The organism is Paenibacillus sp. FSL K6-0276, assembly GCF_037977235.1.
Taxonomy (GTDB): Bacteria; Bacillota; Bacilli; order Paenibacillales; family Paenibacillaceae; genus Paenibacillus_AQ.
The window spans coordinates 5,401,368-5,422,073 of the sequence record NZ_CP150276.1; the positions used below are offsets into that span (position 1 = coordinate 5,401,368).

The window sequence follows — 20,706 nt, forward strand, 5'->3', positions numbered from 1 at the left end:
CATAACCATATGTATCTTGTAGAGCACGTCTACGCAATAAAAAAAGAATAGCGGCGGATAAAGCTTGTCCACCTTATCTCACCGCTACCGATTTACTTATCGTCTTTTAGTAATTGCTTTGACTTGTTTCTCCCTTAGCAATCGATACACCGCCGCTAGTACCAATACGGCTTGCACCTGCTTGTACCATTACTTGTGCGTCTTCCGCACTACGCACACCACCGGAAGCCTTCACACCCACATTAGGTCCAACTGTTGCACGCATTAGCGCGATATCTTCCTTCGTTGCCCCACCTGTAGAGAATCCTGTGGATGTTTTTACGAAGTCTGCTCCAGCTTCAACAGAAAGCTTGCAGGCACGGACTTTTTCTTCTTCCGTTAGTAAACAGGTCTCGATGATGACCTTAGTCAATGCTTTGCCACGAGCTGCTTCTACAACTGCTGCAATATCACGTTTAACTAGTTCATCGTCACCATCTTTCAGTGCTCCGATGTTGATGACCATGTCCACTTCGCCCGCACCATTAGCGATTGCGTTGGTAGTCTCGAATGCTTTGGTCTCTGTTGTCGAGGATCCGAGCGGGAAGCCGATCACTGTACATACTTTAACCTCAGGCGTATCCTTCAACACTTCATGGGCAGTAGCTACCCACGCAGGGTTTACGCAGACCGAGGCAAACTTATAGGCTTTCGCTTCCTCTGCCAATTTAATGATGTCTTCTTTCCGTGCATCTGCTTTAAGCAGTGTATGATCAATGATCCCCGATAGTGTAATTTCACTCATTTTTGTCATTCCTCCATGATTTGGATATTAGAATTTTTCATCTCTGTAATCATACCAATAGAACTCTGCTTTGCAAAGTCGACAGGACGATCACACTCTCCTCAAGCCTCGGTTTACTCGCATGAACAGACTTGGAGTAGGTTATATTCCCTGCATTATCTTTTCAAAGATAGTAAGCGTTTATTCATTTAGGACACATACCATCCGCCAATCTACTTATTACTATCCGGAGCATGTCGTATCTAAAGATTATTGTTCATAGAATTTCCATATTATGGGCAAGTACATCAAGCGAATCCTACACAGGTACTTATAGTCCTTTTATCGCTTTTCAACGTGGAGTCGCAGACGGGCGAATCAACCGTGAGGATTATGCTTTTTTCTAGTCGGTTGGCGCTTGCTGGCAAATCCCTTCTTAATATAGAAGAGAGCCCTGCTTCTATTGAAGGAGAGCTCTTCTATATGTTCATAAATCCAATCATAAATTACTTAGTCAGGGATTGAATATCCACAAACGGAGTGGCTCCCCCTGTTACTGACGGCAGCACGCCGTTCCATTTTTCTAGCGCCTTCTCTTGGACCTCTATTTGCTTCAGCTGCACCAGCTCAGGTGTAACCTCCTGCTTCTTAAGTCTTAAAGATTCCGCTTCTGCTTGAGCTTGTGCGATCTTTTGCTTCGCTTCGATTTCAATCCGCCGGAGATCGTTCTCCGCCTTTAGCGCCTGCTGCTGAGCGACCTGCTTCGCTTCAATCGACTGATTGAACGCCTCCGAGAATTTAAAGTTAACGATGTTAATATCGTTGACGATAAGGTCATATTTTGCCAGCCTAGTAGTTAAATGCTGACTAATCTCACCCGAGACTACATCACGACGCGTAATCAAATCTTCTGCTGGATATTTAGCTGTCACTTCCTTGACGATTTCTTGTATGGCTGGATTAATAATTATATTGTCAAAATTACCACCGATGTTGTTCATTAGATTATAGGCAGAGGCTTTATTCACCGAATAGTTAACTGCCACATGTGTGGATACGGGCTGGAGGTCTTTTGAAGATGCCGACGTATCTGTCTCCGCCTTGGTTACCTGCGTATTGACCTGGATCACAGTCTGGATAAATGGAATTTTAAAATGCATACCCGGTGACAATGTATTGTCATTTAATTTCCCAAAAGTTTTGTACAATCCTACGTGCCCATACTCTACAGATACAAATGAGTTCGCGCCGATCAACAGTACAATGAGAACTGCTGCAATACCACTAACTATTTTTCCCGGACGCAACTGCTTCAATTTCGGATTCATTTGCATATTCATCTAAATACGCCTCCTGTATTATGGATAATCCTTCCTATCTAACCGTCTATACGGAAGCTTCTGGAAAAAGGTCGCAAGGAATTATCTTTTGGGGAGAGGTCCATAGAAGCTAAGCGGTTATTTATTATCTTTTTTGAAAGGAAGCTAAACAGGTATAAAATGAGCTCAGGAAACAGGAATAACGTAAACCGGAGTAAAGTAAACCGGAGTAAAGTAAATTGGGACAAAGTCTACTACTTGCTGGTTCTCCACAAATATCTAAATTCGACTAAAAACTTGATAGGATCACTCGGGTATCCCTCCCTTCACCTCATTAGGAATTCGCGGGAAATTTGTTGTGCCTTGTCAGCCTTATGTAGGGTACTTTTGCCCCTGATTCGAGGAATTTCGGCTTTTTAGCATTATGTGAGGCACTTTTGCCTCTGTTTCGCGCTTTACCAGCCTCATCAGCCATATGTACGGGATTTTTACCGCTCTTTCGTACTTTTTCAGCCTCGTCACCCAAATGTATGGGATTTTTACCGTTGATTTGAAAAAGCAGCCCTCCCCGAAGAGAAAGCTGCTACAACAACCTATAACTCACGTCGATCATGACAACCCACCCGCTGAACCAGCCGTGAGCTATCTTCATTTAGTCTGGTAATCGTGACCTTTTTTCCAAGTTCAGCGTATTTACTCATCGTTTTGGCTATGGGATGGACAGCGGATTGGTCCCACGCATGAGAGTGAGGGAACTCGATAAAAATATGATCCGGATCGCTATCATAGGCAAATTCATAAATGAAGTAACTTGTTGTGCCGAAGAACAGCTGACCATAATCCGCATACGTTTTGGTAAGAGGCAGCTCCCTGAAAGTCAAGCGGATAAAGGCTATTCTCCAAGCAAAGGTCAAAGCTCTCAAAGCACTAAGTAGAACAACCACACAGAACGCCGATGGAAAAGACGAGTGCGTCCATTGGGATTTTCATTCAAATTCAATATTTTTAAATTAACGGTACAGTCCGGAAGCTTTCACTTCGTTAAAGAAGGTATTGAATTCATCAATATTCAACTGCTGCGCGGCATCGGACAACGCGGTTGCAGGATCAGGATGCACCTCTACCATGATGCCATCGGCTCCGGCTGCGAGTGCGGCTTTTGCGCAAGGAATAAGGATATCTTTGCGTCCTGTGGAGTGAGTAACATCGACTAATACTGGCAAATGGCATTCCTGCTTGAGAATAGGCACTGCTGAGATATCGAGCGTGTTGCGGGTTGCTTTTTCATAGGTACGAATTCCGCGTTCAATCAGCATGATCTGTGTGTTACCACGAGACATAATGTATTCCGCTGCATGTATGAATTCATCGAGTGTGGCAGCCAATCCGCGTTTCAGCAGCACTGGCTTATTGACTTCTCCGACCGCTTTTAACAGCTCAAAATTGTGCATGTTCCGTGCACCGATTTGGATGATATCCACATAATCTAAGGACTCTTCAATATGTCTTGGATCTACTATTTCACTGATGGTCAGCAGTCCATAGTCATTCGCTGCTTCGCGCAATATTCTTAGGCCGTCCATACCTAGACCTTGGAAATCATAAGGGGAAGTCCGCGGCTTGAAGGCACCTCCACGCATTACACGTACGCCAGCTTTTTGCAGGGCAGCAGCTACGGTGCGGGTCTGTAGTTCGCTTTCCACGGAACAAGGACCGGCCACCATCAGTGAAGAAGAACCACCAACGGTAACATCTCCCGGTAGAACAATCACTGTGTCTTCTTTGTGACTCTTACGCGCTACTAGTAAAGTTTTTTTATGTTCATCGGATTGTAAGTCCAGAGATGCTGAAAAAATTTGTTTGAAGAGGCTGCGGATGGTTCCGTTAGTGAAAGGTCCTTTGTTGCTCGCTACGAGCTGATCCAGCATTTTCTTTTCACGTTCCGGATCGAATTTAGGCACACCTTGCTTTTCTTTAACTACGCCAATCTCCTGCACAATTTTAGCCCGCTCGGAGATCAGCTCCAGCAATTGCCCATTAATTTCATCCAGACGACCTCTAAGAACATCCAATTCCACGTTACTCATTACCCTTCCACTCCCTCTTCTTATTAATAATTTGAAACGCAAAAAGACCCCCCGTCGCAAGGGACGAGGAGCCGTGGTACCACCCTTATTTAGAATTAACCCGAATACTAGCACAAAGGAATAGAATATCGGATTCCCTTGACTAAAGGTTAACTCTGTCTTTCACCCGGTAACGCGGGGCGCGGGCCTCCCTACTCATACCTGTCACATCCTGTGACAATACTTCAGGGGCCGACTCGGAAGTGAACTTCGGCATTAATCGTCTCATGAGGGTGCTCTCAGTCTCCGGCACGCCTTCCCTGTTAAGATCCGCTATAATGCTTACTCTCTTCGTCATAGTCCTTATTTATGTCAGCGCGTCTTTTGCGCTTATTTCTGCTATCTTAATCAAAAAATGTTTCCGATGCAAGATAATAATGTAACGCTGAGCAGCTTTAACGCATTAAAATCATATGAGGTACAATTATTCTTATAACAACTCGCTTGAATAGGCTTTGAAGTATGAAATAACCCATATCCATACTATTCTACCACTGCTTTAAAGGTTCCAATCCCTTTCTATGTATGAAGTTGACAGCGATATTTTGATTGTTTACAATTAAATAATTGAAAATATTCCCTGTTCTTATTCACTGACAGCTTTAGCATTTACATTACATAACTGAAGGGATGTAGCAGCATGAGCATTTATCCATATACAGCACGCAGTATTCGTGGAAAAGAGATCGAACTGGAGCAATACAAAGGTAAAGTACTTTTGATTGTGAATACAGCAAGTAAGTGTGGGTTTACCCACCAATACTCCGACCTGCAAAAACTCTATGAGAGATACGAAGATCGTGGCTTCCAAATCCTCGGTTTCCCTTCCAATCAATTTGGGGAGCAGGAACCTGGTAGCAATGAAGAAGTGAATGTATTTTGCCAAATCAATTACGGCGTTACGTTTCCTCTCTTTGAGAAGGTTGAAGTAAAGGGCGAAAATAAACATCCACTCTTCACTCACCTTACAGCGCAGGCTGGATTTGAAGGCTTCGACATGAACCATTCTTCAGGAAAGCTACTACACAGCATGCTTGAGAGCAAAGATCCGGAAGCACTGAACAATGACGAAATCAAATGGAACTTCACTAAATTTCTAATTGATCGCGAAGGCAATGTAGTTACAAGATTCGAATCTACTGTAGATCCGCTGGATATTGAGCCAGCGATCGAAGCATTGCTATAGTTTTTTAAAGTAGAAGATGTGAAATAAATCGCTACAATAACAGACCGAAAAGCCGCCGAGACTTCTACTCTGGGCGGCTTTTTCATGTACGGTACTGCTCAGTAAACACTTCAAAAACAGCCACTGTGGCCGATGACTGTAATGAATTCACCCTCCTGTACATGGAGATCTACATTATGCAGTGCCTGAACATGCCCTCCGGTAGACTCAAAACGTTTATTTAGATTTGAGATAGACAGCAACACTTCTCCCACCGAAACCCCTCCTTCTAGTTTGAGTCAAGCATAAACGCCTTCGGCGTCCTTATTAGGACGATAAGCGTTTATGCGAGAAATATAAGGATAATGTATAGCGTGAAACTTATACTTTCTTATATCTACAAAAAAACAGAGGTATTGCGCTTTTACATTCGCAATACCTCTGTAGGAACAGTCGGTAATTATTCAAAGTAAATCAATTGGAATTGTAATATTTAAAATATCATCCATTTGAAAAGCTGTCAACAATAAAACTTATTTCAGACACACTTGTTCAGATCAAATATCTTAAATACAAATATATGCTTGAGATCACAATGGACAGTATCATTAAAGGGAAGCCCACCTTCAAATACTTCATGAACGTAATCGGGTAGCCCTCTTTTCCAGCTAATCCAGCCACGATCAGATTGGCACTGGCACCGATCAATGTACCATTACCACCCAAGCAAGCACCCAAAGCCAAACTCCACCAAAGAGGTTCCAGATTCGTGATCCCCATTTGCCCCATCTCCTGAATCAAAGGGATCATCGTTGCAACAAAAGGAATGTTATCGAGAAACGCAGAAGCAATTGCACTCACCCATAAGATCATCATCGAGCTCATGAGAACATCCCCACCAGTTAATTCGATCGCCTTGGCAGCCAGCTCCGCGATGACACCCGTCTCAACGAGTCCTGATACCAGAACAAACAGTCCGATAAAAAAGAATATCGTAATCCATTCCACACTACGAAAAGCTTTTTCCAGCATGTGCTCCCCTCCGGTTAGTAAAAGCAGCAAAAAAGCACCTGCTAATGCAACCGTTGCGGACTCCAAATGTAACGCCTGATGTAAAAAGAAACCTGAAATCGTAATTCCCAGTACAATTAGACATTTTCGTAGCAGCTTATGATCCGTAATCATTGCCTTCTCATCCATGTCCATAATGCTCTGTTGCAATTCCGGAGTGGATTTAATTTGCTTACCAAACATCAGTAGTAGAAGCGGGATATACGCCAACATAATGATGATAATCACGGGTGCCAGATTGTTGATAAAGGACATAAAAGTCAACTCTTTCACAGCACTGCCAATCATAATATTAGGCGGATCTCCAATCAATGTTGCCGTTCCACCGACATTCGATGCGATAATTTGTGACATCAAAAAAGGCAGCGGATGAATGCGCAGTTGCCTTGTAATACTGAAGGTAACGGGTACCATAAGCAGCACTGTTGTAACATTATCCAAGAAAGCAGAAGCCACTGCTGTGATAATAAACAAGGCAATGAGTATTCTTCTTGGCTTCCCCTTCGCCAGTTTAGCTGATTTCACAGCCGCATATTTAAAGAGTCCTGTCTCTGCAGTAATCCCTACAATCATCATCATCCCTACAAGTAGTCCAAGGGTATTAAAATCAATGTGATGCAGTGCCGTCTCCTGATCCACAATGCCCATGGCTACCATAACAATAGCTCCTAACATGGCTAGGATCGTACGGTGAATTTTCTCGGAAATAATAAGTCCATAAATCAGCAGGAAAATACCTATCGCCCAAATCGCTTGCTGTTCCATAATGTCCCCCGGTCCTTCTCTCTAATTTCTTAAATCTATAACCCATTAATTATAAATTAGTTTTGTATTTTTCGCACTGGGATTTTAGGGTCCAATTCACAGAAAACGGCTCTGTCTGACATTCATCGGCGACTCGTTAGATCGAAGCGAGCAATCAAAGCTCGAGCCTATATTATTCCTCTTATAAGCCATCTCATCCTCATATTCCTGTTCCCAATCCCAAAAGCTGTTCCGCAATTGTCCTCTCATTTGGATAGAACCTTAAGATCAAATATAATACTAAGGACTGCCCGAAGTCTTGAACAATTATGGGTCCTAGGCAAACCAAAAAACATTTGCTCATAAACTTACAATTTGTAAGTTGTTATGTTATAATAATCACATTCCTCCATCAACGGACAAGCTTTATCAAATATATGATTAACAAGGGGTTTGTGACCATGAGTAACGACGTAACCGCAGCACCATCATCCGATTTTGAGTTTGGTATCTACACCTTAGGAGACATTGTTGCTGATTGTCATACCGGCAACAAGATCAGCCCGAAACAACGACTGGACGAAGTTGTAGCTGCGGCTAAGTTGGCGGATGAGGCGGGGCTTGATGTATTCGGTGTCGGTGAACATCATCGACTTGATTTTGTGATTTCTTCGGTTCCAGTAGTTCTGGCAGCCATTTCTCAGGTTACTAATAGAATCAAACTCACGAGCGCAACAACCGTATTAAGCACCATTGATCCCGTGCGCGTATTTGAGGATTTCGCCACACTTGATTTACTGTCAAATGGCCGTGCAGAGATCATTGCGGGACGTGGTGCTTTTGTAGAATCATTTCCACTTTTCGGATATGAACTTGGAGATTATCATCGTCTATTCTCCGAGAATATCAATCTGCTTCTCGAGCTTAATAAGCATGAAATTATGAACTGGGAGGGCTCCTTCCGTTCATCCCTGAAGGATTCGGAGATTGCTCCACGCCCTCTTCAACAAAGCCTTCCGGTATGGATTGGCGTAGGTGGTTCTCCTGAAAGCGCGGAGAAAGCCGGCGTACTCGGAACTGGAATGGCCATCGCCATTCTTAGCGGTAGTCCAGAACCTTTCCAAGAGCTTGCCGCAACTTATCGACGCGCTGGAATTCAGGCGGGGCATGCACCTGAGGATCTAAAGATTGCGATCACTAGCCACGGCTACATTGCCGAAACCTCACAGCAGGCGCTGGATGAATATTACCCATACTACTATAGCTATCGTAATTCCATCAGTCCAAAACCTGGACAAGAATACAGAGTCTCTCGTGATGCCTTTGGGCAATATGTATCTGCTGATAACACAATGGCTGTGGGTAGCCCGCAGCAGATTATCGAAAAAATCCTCTATCAGCATGAGCTATTCAGCCATAGCCGCTTTATGACTCAGCTCGATATCGGCGGCCTTCCTTACGCCAAGGTAGCCAAAGCTATTGAACTATTGGCAACAGAGGTCGCCCCTGTCGTACGGCGCGAGATTGCCAAGAAGAACAACCGTTAAAATTGAGGGGTTGTCCCAATAAGCAAAATAGCGCTTTTCCCGTTAATGTAGAAGCACTATTTTGTGCTGTTGCAACATTGTGGATTGCTGCAGCACGTTATGCAGAGCGTCCTCACAATGACGACATTGATCCTACTCAATAAACAGGTACTGAAGATGCGAGACGGAATCTCTGCTCAAAAATTAGGGAATATCTCCCTATAATTCTGAGATTTCTGCTCATCAGACTAATAATTAGGGAATACCTCCCTATAATTTACCCGATTCGATGGTAAATATAGATATTCCCCCGATTTTTAGGGAGGAATTCCCTGATTTCATTCATTTAGAGTAATTATCAGCTATTTTCAGGGAGCTTTCTGCTATGAACGAATTAGTCAATTCCCCTGTTTTCCCCTTTAAACCAAAGGGTTTTCAATCCCTTGGGCACAGAGACAAAATGCGAGTCGTCGGCTGGCAATCTGCTATCCGTGGGTTGGTTACCACATATTATGCCTACGTCGAAGGAGCTTCCGCAAACTAATTTCGCACGTCAGATCATAGATCCTGTGCACAGGGAATTCACGGATTCTCCTCGAACCTTTCTCTTTGTCTCCATGCCCCAAGGATTCAAAGCTCTCAGGATATTTTTACGTTTTCCTATTCGGATTACGCCATTCTTTGTTCTGCATCTACCGCAATCGACCAGATGAATCCAACTAACTCACGACCTACCACAGCCATGGCTAAATTTCGGTGTTTCCCACGTCTGACTAACTTTAGATACTTACTGTGTAACCGTTCTTGGGCTTTCCACGACGTTTCATGGACATGAGCACTCTGCCCCTCCAGGCGCACTGTTAAATCTCCCTTAACAGCAGGACGGTGACGGTAACTCCATGCAGACTCCACCAGTGCACGCCGCACTCCGGAATTCCCGACTTTTGTAAGACAACCTCTTTTGGTACTTGCTCCCGATGAATACTCCCGTGGCACTAGTCCCAGGTAACTCATGAGCTGAGCCGGTGAACGAAAACGCTCAAAATTCCCAATCTCGACAACTAATGTCATAGCCGTCAGCAGAGCGATTCCCCGCAGACCTTGCAACGCTTGAATGACAGGTGCGTACGGACAGATCTCTGCTTCTTCTCGCATTGCGGATTCAAGTCGCTTGATTCTCTCCTCCACTTCCCGGAGCTGTTGCAAATATTCGGTGAAAACCCGTTCTTGAGCTGCATAATTAAACTTCAGCATGGACAGCCATTCCCGGTACCTTTTGGTCCAGCGTTTTTTCATACCTTCTGGTGTGTGAATTTGGTGGCGCAACAGAAAATGAATGAGCCGTTGCCGAGCACGATGTAGATCTTCCCTAGCATCTTCTCGCGCACGAATGAGATCTCGTAAGGCTTCGAGTTCTGGAGTCGGCACATAGATCGCAGTCAATTCTCCTGCTCGGTGAAGCTGAGCCAGTTTTTCTGCATCCCGTCGATCGGTTTTTATTGCATCGCCGGGGCGCTGTGGAATACGCGAAGGTGCGATCACCACGCAGGAAATCCCCATCTTCGTCAGCCAGCGATATAAGTCGTACCCGGTAGGCCCGGCTTCATAGCAGACCTCTAGTGTAATCCCTGAACCTTTGAGTTTGCGAATCATTCGAGCCACTGCATCCGGGGTATGGGGAATGGCTCCATAATATCGTGCTGGTTCTCGACCTTCGTCTGCAATTGCCACCGCAATTTTTTCTTTTGACACATCCAAACCTACGTATTTTATGGTATTCTTCATAGTAACAGCTCCTTTCGCATTTAGCTCTGAAATGGTTGTCCTTCAACTTCCATTTTAACCTACGGTGTGCGAACAGGGGCTGCCTTTCGTTCATCATAACTAATTATTCTCAATATGCTTTCATGAACCCTCGGCTCACATCAAATCCCACAATGAAAATGTTATTCCCTACACTGTGCTGTTTATTCCCTTAATCGATCCTTACATTTACATAAAAAAATCTGCCTCATAAGTAGCATTCACTACTTTTGAGACAGCCTCTTATGTTTGTTAAGCAAAGGATGGTTTGTTATTATCTACCTTCCCGCTAATAAGCTTCTTATATTCATCGTCTCCACCTTCTAAAGAAGGGGCAGTATAGATCTGGGCTGAAGCTGGCTGCTGAGCGGAATGGCTCGAACCTGCTTTACTTGTGGCACTCTTATCTTCTGAACTCCTGCTTCCAGCACTTGCAGTTCGGAGAACAGCACCGGATAAGTTATTGATTCCCTTTATTCTCTTCATGCTGAATCCTCCCCTACTAAATGATTGATGGTACGGAATAAATCCTGATTATGCCCAACTACCGCCTTAAGATCATCCGCAGATAACCCATCACTCCCTGAAAAATGTACGGAAAGAACATGTTTCTTACCTAGAGGATAGCATAGGATATATACCTCCGCAACTTCTGTGCGTTGAAAAAAAGTCCATTTACTCGATAAAAATGCATCCACCACACTTGGCTGCTTCTCATTCCCTTTCGTTACAGACAAGGGATAGGAGTGACCACGTCCAACATTCCCTCCCACTTGAACAAGTCTTTCTTTCTCTTGAGCCTGCCAGATGGCTGCACCGATTACACGACAATGCTTCGGAGGTAAAAAGGAATTGCGTATCGCGTCGCTTAGTGCGTGATACTTCTCTCCATCCTCAGAGATGGTCACATTACTATTATATTGCCAAAAAAAATGAAGGATACTTTCTTTGCGCCTTATTTCCATCTTTAGCTGCTCTAAATCTTTAACCGGGTCACGGAATCTTCCACGCTCCTGAATACTATCAATAATCTTACCACAGCTCACATCCACAGCAGCCGTAGGATTATCATGATGCACCTCATACTCTAAAGATGTAATTCCCGACAAATCGGACAAAAGATGATACTCTTCAACATTCTCCCCAGGAATCAAATCATCACGGGCAGTCACCTGATCCGGCACTAAGCAAAAGACGCGATTACGCCGTAATCTGGCCCAAAACAAGCCCATTTCAAACCCCGTATTATCGCGAGTTACATAATAAAATTTACCGCGTATTTTGGCGACATCATCTGGCGAGAACACAAATACGGCAAAATCGCTCTCATCCAAATTTCTCTCCAATGCCTCCATCGTGTATTCATTCGCTCGAAAGGCATTGGCATACCAAGGATGTACTTCAGCATCCCTCTTCAGCTGCTCATGAATCGCTCTTGCATAACGTATGGATTCCCTGGAAGATCCAATGAATAGCTTTGGTTTAGTCACGGCAGTGCTCCTTCATCCTTCCCGATATGTAATAATTATACAAGTCTTTAGGCCACCGGAAAAGAGTCCATGTTCTCAAAAAATATTATTCTAAACCTCGTAAAGTGGGTAAAAAATTACGACTACTTTAAAAAAGCGAGGATACTATGAACAAAATGATAGGTGTCACACTGCTTGCGGCATGCCTTTTGGGTATGGCAGCACCACAAACTGCTGAAGCTAAAACAGTAGCGGGAGGTTATACGGCTCAGGTATACGCGAACTCTTTAAATGTACGCAATGAGCCGGCTAAGAATGCAACTGTTGTAGGATCTATTAAGAACGGAGCTAGGGTAACTGTGACTGATGCGCAGCACGGTTGGTTAAAGGTGCAGGCAGGGAACACCTCTGGCTGGGTAGCTGGTTATTACCTTAAAAAGGTGAACAGCACCTCCCCGCGATCAGAAGCTTCTGGAACATCTGGAGCATCCAATGCTACTGTTAGCTCCTCCACCTCAGCCAGTGTTCCTAGTAGAACCGCAAAGGCTACAGTTACGGCTGATTCTCTGCGCATCCGAAGCGGTCCGGGAACACAATATAAGGTGCTCGGTTCTTTAAAGGCTAAGGATACTGTTGCCCTCCTCCTTCGTCAGAACGATTGGGCGCGAATTCGAACAACAAGCGGTGAAATTGGTTGGGTCGCAGCGCAGTATATCCGAAGCGGAGCCACGCCAAGCAGTACAAATACTGTTTCGCACACAGGAAATCTGCGAGGCAAGCTGATCGTCATAGATCCCGGTCATGGCGGCAGTGATCCGGGGATGCTTGGCACTACATATAACACCATGGAAAAAGATTTGAATCTGCAAACAGCACTTTATGTTCGCGATGCCCTTGTAGCTAAAGGTGCACGGGTTGAGATGACGCGTACTCGTGAGGATCAGAAACCGACTCTTGCTCGTCGTGTTCAGATGAGCGAGGCCCTACGTGCAGATGCATTTGTAAGCATTCATTATAATTCTTCTCCGAAAAAAGTGTCCGGAACACTGACCTTCTTTTACTCCGAATCGGATGATTTAAAGCTGGCACGGGCGATTGAAAACCGGCTGGGGCAAGGCATCGGTCTTAAGAGCAACGGATTATCTTTTGGCGATTACCACATTCTGAGAGAGAACCAAATTCCAGCTAGCTTAGTTGAACTTGGATTTCTTACCAATCCTACAGACGAGTCCATTGTCCGCAAATCCACCTATCAGAAAAGAGCAGCCAAATCCATCGCCGATGGCGTAGCTGATTATTTTAAATAAGACAGGATCCGTCAAGCATAAACGCCTTCGGCGTCCTTATAAGGACGCCGAAGGCGTTTATGCGAGAAATATAAGGATAATATATAGCGTGAAACTTATACTTTCTTATATTTTCAAAAAACCCGGTCCAAGGTATCCCTCAAGTATGACCTGAGGAGATCCGTTGACCGGGCTCTTTTGACTGCTTGCTTATACAAATATTTGATACACCAAAAACAAGTTCAACGATACAACTAATCCGGAGATTATCCAGCCGAGAGTAGCTGTAATCTTACGATTCACTAGCCCACCCATTATTTGGCGATTGCTTGTAAATACAACAAGTGGGATCAGAGCGAACGCAATTCCAAAGGACAAGATCACCTGACTGATAACGAGCGCCTTCGTTGGATTTACACCAAAGCCGATGATAGCCAAAGGTGGAATAATCGTAATCGCACGGCGTAAGTACAGGTTAATTCTTTTGTTAATGAAGCCTTGCATCACCACATCGCCAGCCATAGTCCCTACAGAAGAGCTCGATAGTCCTGCAACGAGTAGTCCTAAGCCAAAGGAGATCGCCGTTACTGGCCCAGCTAAGTGACTAAATTGCTGAAACGCAACATCCAAATCCTCAACCACGAGACCATTTTTGAAAAACAATGCCGCGGAGACAATGACCATCGCCAGATTAACCGCACCTGCAATAATCATCGCAATAATAATATCTATGAATTCCAGTTTAAAGATCTGTTTTTTCTCCGCTTCATTCACCCCTACGACACGGTTCTGTGTAAGTGATGAATGTAGATAAATGGCATGTGGCATTACTGTTGCGCCTAGAATTCCTGCGGCCAAAAGGATGCTGTCCACCCCTTCAAACTTAGGTGTGAACATACCTACAGCAACCGCACCCATATCCGGTTTAGCTACAATAACTTGAAAGACGAATGCTAAAACGACGATAAGAATCATTGCAGCGATTCCGGCCTCAAGTGAGCGGTATCCCCGGCGCTGAAGCTCTAAGATAGCAAAAGAACCCACCGCAGTGATGAGTGCTGCCGGCAGCATGGGAATATCAAACAATAGATAAAGTCCCAATGCCGCCCCGATAAACTCCGCCAGATCCGTAGCTATTATCACCAGTTCACTTTGAATCCATAAGAAGATAGATACACTCTTCGGAAATCGATCATGAGCGATCTCAGGCAAGTTCTTGCCTGTAGCAATACCAAGCTTGGCAGATAACGCCTGAATAAGAACGGCCATTAAATTCGAGGCTACAATCACCCATAATAAGAGGTAGCCATATTTTGAACCCGCCGTAATGTTGGTGGCAAAATTACCTGGATCCAGATAAGCAACCGCTGCGATAAACGCTGGACCTAAGAAAGGAAGTAATCTTCTAATCCCTTTGATCTCCCCATTAAGTACGGCTTGTGCTGAAATGGAGTTCTTATGTCGTTTTATATGTGGCTGTTCTATATGTGGTTGTTCTACTAAAGTTTGTTCAAGCATCTCAGTTCCTCCTCTTGCCCTAAAAAGTTGTCTGCACACACGAAAGTTTCCCTGATGCAACTTATATTTAAAGTATATGCTCATTTCTGAAAAATGTAAATATGTTTCATTCAGGATTTTCATAAGCTTGTACACTTCTGCTCGACAAAAAAGCTGGACGATGATCAGGAAATTACCCGATCTTCGCCCAGCTTAAGTTTTTAAGTCCATGATTACGACCTGTTTATGAAGTGAGACTTTGAATATCTCTTCTCATTTGTTCATTCTGTATTTTCAGATCATTCAATTCTTTCTGAATCTCCTGATAATCAGGTGACGCTTGCTTTCTTGATCCATGTCCGTGTCCATGTTTCCCGCCCAGTCCGAACATCATAAATAGCATCATTAAAGGGCAGATCAATGTGATTAACCAAGACCAATTCATAGCTTTACCTCCTTGAAATTCATTATGACCTCTTTATCATAAAGAATAATTGTGGAGAAAGGATGTGCTGTGGATTACGAATTCTTCTTCCATGTGTCCTTCAGCGGCACAATTCGATTCAGTACCAGCTTATCTGGTGTGGTATACTTCTTATCCACACAGAAGAATCCATGCCGGATGAATTGAAATTTATCTTCTGGAAGCGCGCTTCCCATGGAAGGTTCAAGCAAACAATCCTTCAGGACCGTTAGGGAGTCCGGATTAAGATACGCGTCCCAGCGCTCATCGTCTTCTTTAGGACCATCGTTATCTTTTAGCAGCCGCTCATATAGATGAACTTCCGCTTTGATAGCGTGTTCTGCCGATACCCAGTGGATGGTCGCTTTGACCTTACGTTCATTAAATCCACTTCCACTCTTCGTTCTCGGATCGTAGGTGCAGCGAAGCTCTATAATTTCTCCGGTTGCTTCGTCCTTGATCACCTCATTGCACTTCAAGAAATAAGCACCCTTTAGCCTTACCTCGTTACCAATAGTAAGCCTGTGATAACCTTTAGGTGGCTCCTCCATGAAATCCTCTTGTTCAATATAAAGCGTTCGTGAAAAAGGAACTTCTCTATCCCCAAACATCTTATCTTCGCTGTTATTCTCAATCGTCAGCCATTCGCTATGTTCCTCAGGATAGTTAGTAATGACCACTTTTAAAGGCTTGAGAAGGGCCATCACGCTAGGTGCTTTCGCCTTCAAATCTTGTCTAAGCGCATGCTCTAACATCGCAATATCCACAATGGTGCTATGTCTGACAAATCCGATTTCCTTCACAAAATTCCGAATACTCTCAGGCGTAAAACCTCTTCTCCGGAGTCCGCGAAGCGTTGGAAGTCTTGGATCATCCCATCCGTCCACATATTGTCCTGTAACTAGTTGTCTGATATACCGTTTGCTAGTGACTACGCCTGTGATGTTCACCCGTCCGAATTCCCTTTGCTTAGGAGCCTCAGGGGTATCCAGCTCATTCAGCACCCACTCATACAGTGGTCGATGATCCTTGAACTCAATCGAGCATAAGGAATGCGTAATGCCTTCTATAGCGTCTTGTATAGGATGGGCGAAGTCATACATCGGATAGATGCACCAATCGTTGCCCGTTCTATAATGCTCCGCATGAATGATTCTATAAATCACCGGGTCACGCAAGTTGATATTAGGTGAGCTCATATCTATTTTGGCCCGTAATACTCTGGCTCCCGTCGGATAGGCTCCATTCCTCATCTCCGTGAATAACTTCAAATTCTCTTCCACAGAACGCTCCCGATAAGGGCTGTTTTTTCCCGGCTCCGTAAGCGTTCCTCTATAAGCTGACACCTCTTCAGGTGATAAATCGCAGACGTAGGCTTTTCCTTTTCGGATTAGCTTTACCGCGCTATTGTATATTTTTTCCGAATAGTCTGATCCGTAGAAAGTATGGTCTGGTGGGTAGCCCATCCATAGCATATCTTCGCGAATAGCATTTACGTACTCTAGATCCTCTTTTAAAGGATTGGTGTCATCGAACCGCAAGTGGAACTTTCCGCCATACTTTTTCGCAGTTGTATAATTCGTGTGAATGGCATACGCACTGCCAATATGCAGATATCCGTTAGGTTCTGGTGGGAATCTGGTGCAAATGTCTCTACTGTAAGCTCCCGCCTCAAGTTCTTCTTGAATAAATCTGTCGATGTAACTTTCTGACACTACTTCTGATGTTTTGTTCATTGGTGTTACCTCCTGTTTATAAGTGATATCCGCCTGATTATTCTGCACAAGCATAAACGCCTTCGGCGTCCTTATAAGGACGATAAGCGTTTAAGCGAGAAATATAAGGATAAAGTATAGTGTGAAACTTATACTTTCTTATATTTAAATAAAAAGAACCCCACCTCCAAGACTTATGGTCTTGGGGACGAAATTCTCGCGGTACCACCCCAGGTTCATTAATATGTCGCCATATTAATCTCATCAAGTACGGCAATGCATCTTACACAGTGCTTATACTCTAGCTCTATAACAGGAGCTCCCGTCATACCATCCCCTTCTTCCGGTTCCGATATGCCGCTCAGAGGCTTGTTTCGATAAAATCCCCCTTACCCCGTTCTCATCATCCAGGGCTCTCTGTGAAGGAATGATTTTATTTACTCTTCTCGTCATCGCGTTTAATTATTTTGTATAGGATACCAAATAGATGGTCCTGTGTAAATGGTGCTTGTTCTCCGAACAGGCGTGTTCTCTATTCCTCGCTCAGAGCCGTTATCAGTTCCAACACTACTTCATTATCCGGCTCTACAGCCAAAGCTCTACGCGCGTATTCCAGTGCAGCAGCTTCAGCTCCAAGCTCGTAGTTACTAATCGCCATACTATACAGCACGGCGGCTATAGGTTCTTCCGTATTGGCATGCATAGACCGCTCTAAGTAGACTAACGCATCCTCGAACTTATCCATTTCATACAGCAGTAATCCAGCGTCTAGCGATAGGTCATAACTTTGTTCCATCGGATAGTAGCCTGTCCACATTAACTGTATGCCTCGCTGAAGATCCAGCATTTCTTCATCACTGGCATCGGGCAGCAGCTCCGAAATCTGTTCAGCACTGTGGATAAACCATTCCGCATCGTACCCGCCTAATCGCCAAAAGGCCAAAATTTGCTGCAGCCCCATTGTTTCTAATTGCTGATCCATCCATTCCTTCATACTGAAGAAATCGTCCGGGCCAAAACGCTCTATAAATCGCTTGTAACCTAACCGAGTGTTCGTATATTTCATCGGCGAATCCAGCATAAGAATACATCCGATGTTCAAGTTTTTATAATGATGAGCGGTAAATAAGGAGTGAGCCCCTTTTTGCTCCAACGTATACTGAATCGCATGATAGTTCGCCGTTAAGGAGAAACTTCCGTGATGAATAAGCATAGGCGGCTCCGCAAATTCCCAATTCTCTATACGGTGATCTCCCTTATCCGCTGTAAGTAGAACGAAACCTTCTGTAGACAACCTCGCAAGCCGCTCCAGACAAGTAAGCCCCACGACCGGAAACAGAATATGCGAATCCTCCAGCTTCTGCTGATAGAGCTTTATAACATCGTGATAAGGATAGGTCTCTTTTTCGTAACTAGCCGCACGACGATAATGATACTGTGGGATGATTTTGCCAAGTACATCTGAAGGGTTATCCGAATCTGCATCCTCTGAATACTGAATCGATACCTCACATTCATATATCTTCCCTTCATCCACATAAATCAATTCCTGTGGGATACTGTCAAAAAAATAATTCGCTACAAGCAGCAGCGGTTGCTGTAAATCACCGGGCCTGATGCTGAGTTTAGCGTGAACTAAATGCAGTTCAGTATCCTGTACAGCATCAAAACGTGCGAAATCCAGTATCCCCTGCTCTACGAATGGAAGTAAGCTCGAGTGCTGCTGCCAGCTGGTTATATTTTTAGTCGGCAAATCACTCATTACATAACGAAAAGGAGGAAGCTGAATCCCCGCGTAATCAATGATTTCGCATAGATTCTTAAGGATATGGAACGCTAATCGGCCCGCTCCCGCTCCCAGTTCCAGTATGGTGACTGTTTCAGAGAGATGTCCTTGTCCAGCCCGATCTTGAAGGAATCCGAAGATCATTTCTGCATATGCTGTCGCAATCATAGGATTACTCGTAATATACTGTGGGACCTGATCATTATTCCAAGCCTTTAATCCCTGTTCTTCATAATAAGCCCGCTGCAATTCCCAAATGGGTGCTTCACTGAAGCGATATTTCTGCACTTCGTTACCTGTCATCTATTTTTTAACCTGCTCTCTGTATATCTTGTTAGAACACTCTATGATACTTATTCTGTTCTCAATGTACGTGACCTGAAAATGACATATTCAGCCTCTGCGGGAATGGAAACAGAAAATGATAACAATGCAGCCTTCGAGGTCAGCGAATCGGGTCCTTTCAACGTTTGGTAGTAAGAATTCCCTTTACTGTCCACACTCACCAGCTCCAGTTCCGCATTTCCTTTAGGGATGACGAATCCGGAGGTATTTTGCACACCTAAGGTTAGTCTATATTCTTTCCCAGATTGAGCCTGTGTTAGCATAAAAGGATATAACGGATACGGATGTGCTGTCGTTTCCACTGGGTAAGGGGCAAGCGCACGATCCGCCTCTGGCTTCGCCCATTCCTCCCCTTTTCTAGCGCCAATGCCAAGGGTTAATTTATTCACGTTATTGAACTGAGTTTCCCAGCGAAACGACTTTAACCCCTCTAGAATAGGGGACGCTGGAACAAACAGGATTCCGTCCTTTATCTCTGGGGCAATCCCTAACGAATCTTCTGTCTCCCCATTAAATTCTGCCTCGAGTTGCCCTGCTTTAATCTTCCCTACCGATCGGTCCAGTAGTGAAACAGTAATACTCTTCGTTAGTGCATCATAGAGCAAATCTGCACCAATCGCATTGGAGAAAGCCCGAATCGGCAGCATTAATTTACCTGATTTAAAATAAGGGGCGAGTTTACCTGGAAAAAGGACGTAATACCCGCCGTATGACAATGGCATTACCTGAGTCCCTAACTGGGCAGCTGCCGATACCGATGAAGGTATAACAGCAGAACCGGCGGCAAACATAACCACTAACAAACCTATTAGATAAGCCTTTATCTTTCCTAATCGTTGTAAGGACTCCTTGATCTGATTGATCTCAAACCCCTCTCCCTTTATACTCCGTCTAGAACCTTTAACCTCTATTAGTAATAATCAATGATCCCCTTGCACATGTCAACTTGTTCCACTTTTGCTATTCATCATAAAAGACAGCATTCCACATATATTTTCATTAAGTTATTAAGAATCAGGAAAGGAGTGCGCTGGATGACTGCAGCTGGACAGGATTCGCCAAAAAAGACAAACATCCCCCAGCCCATTCGAAGCGATGGCGCAGGGGGATTAGATAAAGGACCACGTGGTATCATGCGGGATTTGGAGAATCCAGACATGTTTGTCCCTCCTGTGACCGATGCAGGTCTTCTTCCCAATCTAAAATTTTCTTTCTCTGATGCACACATGCAACTTAGTCATGGTGGCTGGTCGAGAGAAGTGACGGTCCGGGACCTCCCCATCGCCACTACACTAGCTGGCGTTAACATGAGCCTAACACCTGGTGGAGTGCGTGAACTCCATTGGCATCAACAAGCAGAATGGTCCTATATGCTGTTAGGCCGCGCTCGAATAACTGCCATGGATCAAAATGGTCGAAACTTCATTGCAGATGTGGGGCCAGGTGATCTACGGTATTTCCCACCAGGTATCCCCCATTCTATACAAGGTCTTGAAGAAGGCTGTGAATTTCTGCTTATCTTCGACAGCGGAAGCTTCTCTGATCTGAATACCTTATCTATTTCCGATTGGTTTGCCCATACTCCAAAAGAAGTTCTTTCGGCTAACAGCGCATCTCTTCAGCCCATT

At 44.4% G+C, this 20,706-nt stretch carries 18 protein-coding genes, 1 pseudogene and 1 other annotated feature; of the genes and pseudogenes, 4 read left to right on the forward strand and 15 right to left on the reverse strand.

All coding sequences use genetic code 11. The annotated features are described in order from the left end of the window. Positions 1–106: 106 nt before the first annotated feature. The 5 genes from deoC to MHH52_RS25450 form a co-directional block, all read right to left on the reverse strand. The gene (gene deoC / locus MHH52_RS25430) at positions 107–784 is read right to left on the reverse strand and encodes a deoxyribose-phosphate aldolase (protein ID WP_340005107.1); all 678 of its coding nucleotides are present in this window, start codon (positions 782–784) and stop codon (positions 107–109) included. Positions 785–1,269: 485 nt separating this feature from the next. Further along, entirely contained in the window at positions 1,270–2,103 is an 834-nt protein-coding gene (locus MHH52_RS25435) for a prohibitin family protein (protein ID WP_340005109.1), read from the reverse strand. Between the two features lie 572 nt (positions 2,104–2,675). Then, positions 2,676–3,005, reverse strand: a complete 330-nt coding sequence (locus MHH52_RS25440) for a hypothetical protein (protein WP_340005110.1) — start codon at positions 3,003–3,005, stop codon at positions 2,676–2,678. An 87-nt stretch (positions 3,006–3,092) separates the two neighbouring features. Continuing rightward, positions 3,093–4,169, reverse strand: coding sequence for a bifunctional 3-deoxy-7-phosphoheptulonate synthase/chorismate mutase (locus MHH52_RS25445; protein ID WP_060625754.1), 1,077 nt, complete (start codon positions 4,167–4,169; stop codon positions 3,093–3,095). A gap of 142 nt (positions 4,170–4,311) precedes the next feature. After that, positions 4,312–4,506: a hypothetical protein gene (locus tag MHH52_RS25450; protein WP_340005112.1), complete on the reverse strand. Its 195-nt coding sequence runs from the start codon at positions 4,504–4,506 to the stop codon at positions 4,312–4,314. A 342-nt stretch (positions 4,507–4,848) separates the two neighbouring features. Here MHH52_RS25450 and MHH52_RS25455 point away from each other — a divergent pair, with 342 nt between their 5' ends. Then, entirely contained in the window at positions 4,849–5,394 is a 546-nt protein-coding gene (locus tag MHH52_RS25455) for a glutathione peroxidase (protein ID WP_340005114.1), read from the forward strand. Between the two features lie 110 nt (positions 5,395–5,504). Here the strand turns inward: MHH52_RS25455 and MHH52_RS25460 are convergent, their stop codons facing one another. Both MHH52_RS25460 and MHH52_RS25465 read right to left on the reverse strand, forming a co-directional pair. After that, positions 5,505–5,648: a hypothetical protein gene (locus MHH52_RS25460; protein ID WP_340005115.1), complete on the reverse strand. Its 144-nt coding sequence runs from the start codon at positions 5,646–5,648 to the stop codon at positions 5,505–5,507. A 277-nt stretch (positions 5,649–5,925) separates the two neighbouring features. Continuing rightward, on the reverse strand, positions 5,926–7,209 hold the full coding sequence (locus MHH52_RS25465) for an ArsB/NhaD family transporter (protein ID WP_340005116.1): 1,284 nt from the start codon (positions 7,207–7,209) through the stop codon (positions 5,926–5,928). 440 nt (positions 7,210–7,649) lie between these two features. Between MHH52_RS25465 and MHH52_RS25470 the strand changes: the two genes are divergently transcribed. Beyond that, the gene (locus MHH52_RS25470; protein ID WP_340005117.1) at positions 7,650–8,735 is read left to right on the forward strand and encodes an LLM class flavin-dependent oxidoreductase; all 1,086 of its coding nucleotides are present in this window, start codon (positions 7,650–7,652) and stop codon (positions 8,733–8,735) included. A 648-nt stretch (positions 8,736–9,383) separates the two neighbouring features. On the opposite strand, the gene MHH52_RS25475 is transcribed toward MHH52_RS25470, so the two are convergent. The 3 genes from MHH52_RS25475 to MHH52_RS25485 form a co-directional block, all read right to left on the reverse strand. After that, positions 9,384–10,499, reverse strand: coding sequence for an IS110 family transposase (locus MHH52_RS25475; RefSeq protein ID WP_340005119.1), 1,116 nt, complete (start codon positions 10,497–10,499; stop codon positions 9,384–9,386). A gap of 270 nt (positions 10,500–10,769) precedes the next feature. Beyond that, positions 10,770–11,003: a hypothetical protein gene (locus tag MHH52_RS25480; RefSeq protein ID WP_340005121.1), complete on the reverse strand. Its 234-nt coding sequence runs from the start codon at positions 11,001–11,003 to the stop codon at positions 10,770–10,772. Then, positions 11,000–12,007: a TIR domain-containing protein gene (locus MHH52_RS25485; protein ID WP_340005122.1), complete on the reverse strand. Its 1,008-nt coding sequence runs from the start codon at positions 12,005–12,007 to the stop codon at positions 11,000–11,002. Before MHH52_RS25485 ends, MHH52_RS25480 begins: the two co-directional genes overlap by 4 nt. Positions 12,008–12,153: 146 nt before the next feature. Between MHH52_RS25485 and MHH52_RS25490 the strand changes: the two genes are divergently transcribed. Next, positions 12,154–13,293 (forward strand): N-acetylmuramoyl-L-alanine amidase, encoded by a 1,140-nt coding sequence (locus MHH52_RS25490; protein WP_340005124.1) that lies wholly within the window; start codon positions 12,154–12,156, stop codon positions 13,291–13,293. 189 nt (positions 13,294–13,482) lie between these two features. Here MHH52_RS25490 and MHH52_RS25495 read toward each other — a convergent pair whose 3' ends face one another. The 5 genes from MHH52_RS25495 to MHH52_RS25515 all read right to left on the reverse strand — a co-directional run bounded on the left by MHH52_RS25495 (position 13,483) and on the right by MHH52_RS25515 (position 19,869). Next, on the reverse strand, positions 13,483–14,790 hold the full coding sequence (locus MHH52_RS25495; protein WP_340005125.1) for an Nramp family divalent metal transporter: 1,308 nt from the start codon (positions 14,788–14,790) through the stop codon (positions 13,483–13,485). Positions 14,791–15,013: 223 nt separating this feature from the next. Further along, entirely contained in the window at positions 15,014–15,214 is a 201-nt protein-coding gene (locus MHH52_RS25500) for a DUF2933 domain-containing protein (RefSeq protein WP_340005127.1), read from the reverse strand. Positions 15,215–15,288: 74 nt separating this feature from the next. Continuing rightward, positions 15,289–16,968 (reverse strand): glutamine--tRNA ligase/YqeY domain fusion protein, encoded by a 1,680-nt coding sequence (locus tag MHH52_RS25505; protein ID WP_340005129.1) that lies wholly within the window; start codon positions 16,966–16,968, stop codon positions 15,289–15,291. Between the two features lie 180 nt (positions 16,969–17,148). Beyond that, positions 17,149–17,409 (reverse strand) — a binding site (T-box leader). Positions 17,410–17,479: 70 nt separating this feature from the next. After that, positions 17,480–19,036, reverse strand: coding sequence for an SAM-dependent methyltransferase (locus MHH52_RS25510; protein WP_340005131.1), 1,557 nt, complete (start codon positions 19,034–19,036; stop codon positions 17,480–17,482). 50 nt (positions 19,037–19,086) lie between these two features. Further along, positions 19,087–19,869 (reverse strand): copper amine oxidase N-terminal domain-containing protein, encoded by a 783-nt coding sequence (locus tag MHH52_RS25515; protein WP_340005133.1) that lies wholly within the window; start codon positions 19,867–19,869, stop codon positions 19,087–19,089. Positions 19,870–20,112: 243 nt separating this feature from the next. Between MHH52_RS25515 and MHH52_RS25520 the strand changes: the two are divergent. Beyond that, positions 20,113–20,685 (forward strand): annotated as a pseudogene (locus MHH52_RS25520) (cupin domain-containing protein); the annotation flags it as partial. Positions 20,686–20,706 lie beyond the last annotated feature (21 nt).